We start from the raw sequence: 5757 nt of genomic DNA on the forward strand, positions 1-5757 counted from the left end.
GGCCGCCGCTGACGCCGGCCCAATAGACGGCGCGGGACAGCGCCTCCAGTTCAGCCGCCGGCGGGCGCGACTCGCTCCAGGCGGCGCGGTCGGTGCGTCCCGCCGCGCGCAGTTCGTCGCCCAGCAGTTGGGTGACGTGCTGGCTTTCGGCGTGGACGGCGACCAGGTTACCCAGTTCGGCGGCGCGGCGCAGGCCGGCGTAGAGCACGTCGTCATCGACGCGGGCAAAATCGACGCCGCTCTCGCTCATGAACGCTTTGAAGCCGATGACTCCTTCCTCGTGCAGCCCGGCCAGGTCGGCCACGTTGTCGTCCACCAGACCGCCCCACAGGGCATAATCGACAACGGCCTTGTCGCGCACGGCAGCCTGCTTGTGCAGCAGGTTGGCGCGGTTGATGGAGGGGGGTGTGGCGTTGAGCGGCATCTCGATGAAGGTCGTGACGCCGCCGGCGGCCGCGGCCATACTGCCGGTGTGATAGCCTTCCCAATGCTCGCGCCCCGGCTCGTTGAAGTGGACGTGGTCGTCCACCATGCCGGGCAGCACGGTCAGGCCCGCCAGGTCGGTCACCTGGTCGGCTGATACGGCGGCGTGCTCGCCCACCACTTGGGCAACCTTGCCATCCTCGACGACGAGGCCGCCGAAGAACTCGCCCGTTTCGGTGATGAAGCGACCGTGGTTGAAGAGGTGTGTTGCGGCCATGTTCAATCGTTAGGTGCTAGGCGCTAGGTTTTAGGGGAAGAGCGCGCTTCCCTAGTCCCTAGCACCTAGCCCCTAGTCCCTGTTAGTTGGTGATGCTGGTGCCCGTCTCGCCGCGCAGGGCGCGGGAGATGTTGGCCGGGTTGGTGATGATGGCCCGTTTGCCGCCCTGTTCCAGGAAGTTGATGCACGCCTGAATCTTGGGGGCCATGCTGCCTTTGGCGAAGTGTGTCCCCTCGGCCAGATAGCCCTTGGCCTCGGCCACAGTCATCGTGTCCAGCCAGCGCTGCTCCGGCTTGCCGAAGCTGAGCGCTACCTTCTCGACGGCGGTGCTGATGATCAGCAGTTCCGCCCCCAGCGAGGAGGCCAGCAGGGCCGAGGCGTAATCCTTGTCGATGACCGCGGCGATGCCCTCGAGTTGGCCTTTGTCGTCGGCGACCACCGGGATGCCGCCGCCGCCCACAGTGATGACGCACATACCGGCTTCCATCAGATTGTGAATGGCCGGTTCCTCGACCACGCGCTTGGGCAGCGGCGAGGGCACGACGCGCCGCCAGCCGCGGCCGGCGTCCTCGACCACGTCCCAGCTGTCGTTCTCGCGCCGCGATTGAGCCTCGTCGGCGTCCATGAAGCCGCCGATGGGCTTGGTCGGGTTCTTGAAGGCGGGGTCGGCGCGATCTACTTCAGTCTGCGTCACGATGGTGGCGACCGGCTTGTTGATGCCGCGCTTCACGAACTCGTTGTAGAGATTTTGTTGCAGAGAGTAGCCCGTCGCACCCTGCGTATCCGCGCCGCATACGTCCAGCGGGACTTCGTGCAGCCCTTCCACGCGGTGGGCGATCTCGGAGCGGCGCAGCACAAAGCCGACCTGCGGGCCGTTGCCGTGGCCGATGGCGACGGTCCAGCCCTGTTCGATCATGTCGGCAATGTGCTCACAGGTGTCCTTCGCCGCCTGGTATTGGTCGGGGATGGACTGGTGCTGTTTGTCGGCGATGAGGGAGTTCCCGCCGATGGCGATGACGGCCAGTTTGTCGGTCATGCTGTTCCTCCAGGTAATTAGGAATTAGGAATTAGGAATGCCATGACGGAGGGAAGGTTTTGATTCCTAATTCCGAATTCGTAATTCGTAATTATTTAGTTGCCCAGGATGCTCGCAACGAGGGCCATGCGGATGGAAACGCTATAGGTGATGGCCTCGAAATATTGCTGGCTGGGCGTGGTGTCGATGCGTAGATCCATCTCGCCCGGCCGGCGCGGCAGGGTGTGGGTGACGCAAATGGTGCGGCCCTGCTCCTGGCGGACGCGCTCCAGCGTCTCGTGGCGGACGTAGTAACTATCCATAACCTTCTTGAACGCCTCAGCCTCGGCCCCCTTGGGCGCGCTGCAACCGGGCAGGTAGACCAGGTCCATGTCGGCGATCATCTCGTTGAAGCTGTCCTGATCCAGGTCGAAGACTTCCTTGACGTTGCCGTTGACCGCGCCCACCTTCTCCATGACGCTGGCCGGGGTGCGGTTGGCCTTGGGGCTGGCCAGGGTGACGTTGGCCCCCAGACGGGCCAGGCCGTAAGCCATCGAATGGCCGGTGCGCGCGGCGACGAGGTCGGCGCTGGCGATACAGACGTTCACGTCCTCGACCCGGCCCTGCGTACGCCACAGGGTATAGAGGTCGAGCAGGGCTTGGGTGGGGTGCTCCCAGTGGCCGAAGCCGCCGTTGATGACGGGCGAGTCGGCGTAGTTGCAGGCGTCGCGCGCTTCTTCGTCGTTGGGGTGGCGCAGCACGATGACGTTGGCGTACTTGGAGATCACCTTCATCGCGTCGGACAGGCTCTCCTCCTTGGCCGAGGAAGAGGTCACCATGGGGTTGGCTTCCGTAATAACGGCCCCGCCCAGGCGGTGCATGGCCGTCTCGAAGCTCATGCGGGTGCGCGTGCTGGGCTGGAAGAAGAGCGTCACCATCACGTTGCCGGGCAACAGGTTGATGACCGAACGATTCCAAGGCTCGAACGCCGCCGCCAGTTCGAACAGCCCATAGATTTGTTCGTTGCTGAGATCGTTGATCGAGAGCAGGCTCTTGCCCCGGAAGTTAATGGTGTCAATAAGCGAAGACACAGTCTGGATTTTGTTTGTGGTTTGCATGCCGGTTCTTCCTCACTCAATAGATGATGGCGCAAGCGCCAAGGCTTTACTATGTGATATTTTTCACAAAACTGATTAGGTTCGCATAAAGAGGGCATAAGGGAAACATAAAGTAAGGATGATGGATCTGCCCTTCTTTATGAATCCCTTATGGGGCCTTTATGAGTTGCTTAGGAGGATTGTGATAAAGTTCACAATGACTTCGCAAGGATCACTGGCTTCTCCATGCGCAAAAGCCGCGGAGCCAAACACTCCGGAGAGGAAGGAGAGAGTCCGTTATTGTACAAGAAGAGTCAACCGTTTCCCTCGACCCGCACCCCGGTCAAGCCTACGCCATCGTATGCCTTGAACCGGGGCCAAGGTTTTCTCAGCATTGAAGAACACTCTGTTGTTAGATCTCTAAGTTAAGGAGAGAGGTAGATGAAAAGATTCACGTGGTTGCTAATGGCGTTGCTGCTAGCCCTGGCGCTGATGGTGGGTTGCTCCCAGGCCACCCCCGAGGCGGAAGTGGGCACGACGGACGAAACGCCGTCCGAAGCGACCGAGCCGGCCGACGCCGGTGAAGCGGCCGAGGAGCCTGCCGGCGAAGCTACCGGCGGCGTCATCAAGATCGGCGCTCTCTATCCGTTGACCGGCGCCGACGCCGGTTGGGCGGGCGACCCCTACATCAAGTCGCACCAGATGGCGATCGATGAGATCAACGCCGCCGGCGGCATTCAGTGCCTGGGCGGCGCGACGCTGGAACTGGTCAAGGGCGACACCGAGGGTGTGGCCGAGACGGGCAACTCCGAGATGGAGCGGCTCATCTCCCAGGAAGGTGTAGTGGTGGTCATGGGTTCGGCCCTCAGCGGCACGACCCTGCCGGCCTCCGAGATCGCCGAGCGGAGCGAAGTGCCCTACATCGTCCCCAACGCGCTCGATGGCGTTATCACTGACCGCGGCCTGAAGTACGTCTTCCAGACGGTCTCCACGCTGCAACAGTGGGGCGCGGACGACGCCAAGTGGGCCAAGGAGCAGGGCGCGCAGACGGCCGTCATCACCGTACCGAACTTCACGTTTGGCTCGGAAGTGGAAGTGGTCTGGCGCGAGGCGCTGGAAGCCGAAGGGATTGAACTGCTGGCGAGCTTCACTTATGAAGGCTCGGCGCAGGACTTCACCGACACTATCCTGCGCGTGAAGCAGGAAGACCCCGACGTCTGGTTTGCCCTGGGCAACAACCAGGCCCCGCAGATGGCTAAGCAGGCCAAGGAACAGGGCTATCACCCGAAGATGGGTATCATCAGCCTGGGTTCCGGCTTTGGCAGCACCTTCTTCCTGAATGAGGCCGGGCAAGACGTGGCCGACGGCATCATCGTCACGCAGGACTTTGCGCCGGTCAGCGCCCTGAACGTGGACCCGGAATTCCGGGCGCGCTTCCAGGAGTACACCGGGCAGGACCTGGGTGGCACCTACAACACGACCTACGCCTCCACCTGGCTGCTGGCCGACGCGCTGGAAGCGGCGTGCTCGACCGACCCGAAGGTCATCGCCGAGACGCTGCGCACCACCACCTTCACCGATGGCGAGGGCAAGTGGGGCTTCCAGTGGCCGCAGGTGTCCTTCGATGAGAAGGGCCGCCTGAACGAAGCCGCTTCGGTCATCGCCCAGTGGCAGAATGGCGAGATGGTTGCTGTGTGGCCGCCGGAACTGGCCGCCGCCACCGCCGTTTGGCCGGTCCCCGCGTGGGATGACCGCGACGGCCCCATCGTCGGTGAGCCTGTCGCCGCCGCCCCGGCCGAAGAGCCGGCCGCGGAGGAGACCACCGGCGCCGGCGCGGGCATCATGGCTATCCTGAATAGCCCTGAGGTGAGCGCCGCCGCTCTGGATTCCGACTACTCGCGCGCCATTCTGGCTGACGCGGAGACGGTTGTGGATACGAGCGCCTTCCAGAAAGAAGGCCCCTACGTCATCGCCGCCTCGCAACAGGACGCCAGCAACGGCTGGGGTAACACCTACAACGTCACCATCGACGCCTACGGCCAGCAGTTGCTTGCGGAAGGCATCCTGGCGGAGCCGCTGTTGACGGCCGTGACAAACGACGCCAACCAGCAGATCAGCGACATCGAGAACTTCATCGAGCAGCAGCCCGACGCCATCGTCGTGGAGCCGCTGGGCCGCGCCGCCTCGACGACGGTCATCCGCCGCGCCATCGACGCCGGCATCCCGGTCATCCTTTGCGCCAACGGCATCGAGGGCGAGGACTTCACCTCCCGCGTGGACGTGGACTTCTGGGAAGTGGCCTACAAGTCGGGCATCGGCCTGGCCGAACTGATGGGCGGTGAAGGCAAAGTAGTGGTCTTCAACGGCATTGCTGGTGTAGACTCTACGGAGACGTGGCAAGCCGCGGCGCTGGCCGCGCTGGCGCAGTATCCCGGTATCGAGATCATCGCCACCGAGTACGCGCAGTGGAACATCGCCACGGCCAAGCAGAAGATGGAAGCCATCATGGCGGCCAATCCTGAGATCGACGGCGTGTGGGCCGGCGGCGGCGAGATGGCTCTCGGCGCGGCGTTGGCCTTCGAAGACGCGGGCCGTGAACCGCCGAAGTTCGGCATGGTCAACGTCCCCAACGGCTTCCTGCGGCTGGCCGATGAGTACGACTATGAGTTCGTCGGCTCCCCCGACCCGCCCGCGATGTCCCGCTACTGCTTGCAGACGGCGGTCGACATCCTGCAGGGCAAAGAAGTGACCAAGTTCATCCCCCTGCGCACCCTGATGGAAGGGGCCGATCCCTACGATCACACCGACTTCCTCCAGTGGTATGTGCCGGAACTGAATGACGACTTCATTCCGCCGGCGACGGTTGATGTTCAGTATTACATTGACGGCGGCTTCGAGCGCAAGTAAGCGCCGCGGCTGACCCACCCCTTTTGTTCCCTGCCGGA

Annotated in this window: 4 protein-coding genes; 1 reads left to right on the forward strand and 3 read right to left on the reverse strand. The window is 63.3% G+C overall.

The window, feature by feature from the left end:
• From ACE3UY_RS14750 to ACE3UY_RS14760, 3 genes are all read right to left on the reverse strand, one after another.
• Window positions 1-700: amidohydrolase family protein (locus ACE3UY_RS14750; RefSeq protein ID WP_374688266.1), on the reverse strand; the 700-nt coding region annotated here is incomplete at its 3' end.
• An 82-nt stretch (window positions 701-782) separates the two neighbouring features.
• A complete protein-coding gene (arcC, locus tag ACE3UY_RS14755; RefSeq protein WP_374688267.1) occupies window positions 783-1736 on the reverse strand; it encodes a carbamate kinase in 954 nt (317 codons plus the stop codon).
• Between the two features lie 95 nt (window positions 1737-1831).
• Window positions 1832-2833: an aspartate carbamoyltransferase gene (locus tag ACE3UY_RS14760; RefSeq protein WP_374688268.1), complete on the reverse strand. Its 1002-nt coding sequence runs from the start codon at window positions 2831-2833 to the stop codon at window positions 1832-1834.
• Between the two features lie 420 nt (window positions 2834-3253).
• Between ACE3UY_RS14760 and ACE3UY_RS14765 the strand changes: the two genes are divergently transcribed.
• Window positions 3254-5719, forward strand: a complete 2466-nt coding sequence (locus ACE3UY_RS14765) for an ABC transporter substrate-binding protein (RefSeq protein WP_374688269.1) — start codon at window positions 3254-3256, stop codon at window positions 5717-5719.
• Window positions 5720-5757: the final 38 nt, after the last annotated feature.

The organism is Promineifilum sp. (SeqCode), from assembly GCF_041918635.1.
Taxonomy (GTDB): domain Bacteria; phylum Chloroflexota; class Anaerolineae; order Promineifilales; family Promineifilaceae; genus Promineifilum.

What these genes read in the sequence shown, in the direction of transcription:
- arcC (WP_374688267.1), bottom strand. Translation starts at nt 1,736, where the DNA reads ATGACCGACAAACTGGCCGTCATCGCCATCGGCGGGAACTCCCTCATC.
- ACE3UY_RS14760 (WP_374688268.1), bottom strand. Translation starts at nt 2,833, where the DNA reads ATGCAAACCACAAACAAAATCCAGACTGTGTCTTCGCTTATTGACACC.
- ACE3UY_RS14765 (WP_374688269.1), top strand. Translation starts at nt 3,254, where the DNA reads ATGAAAAGATTCACGTGGTTGCTAATGGCGTTGCTGCTAGCCCTGGCG.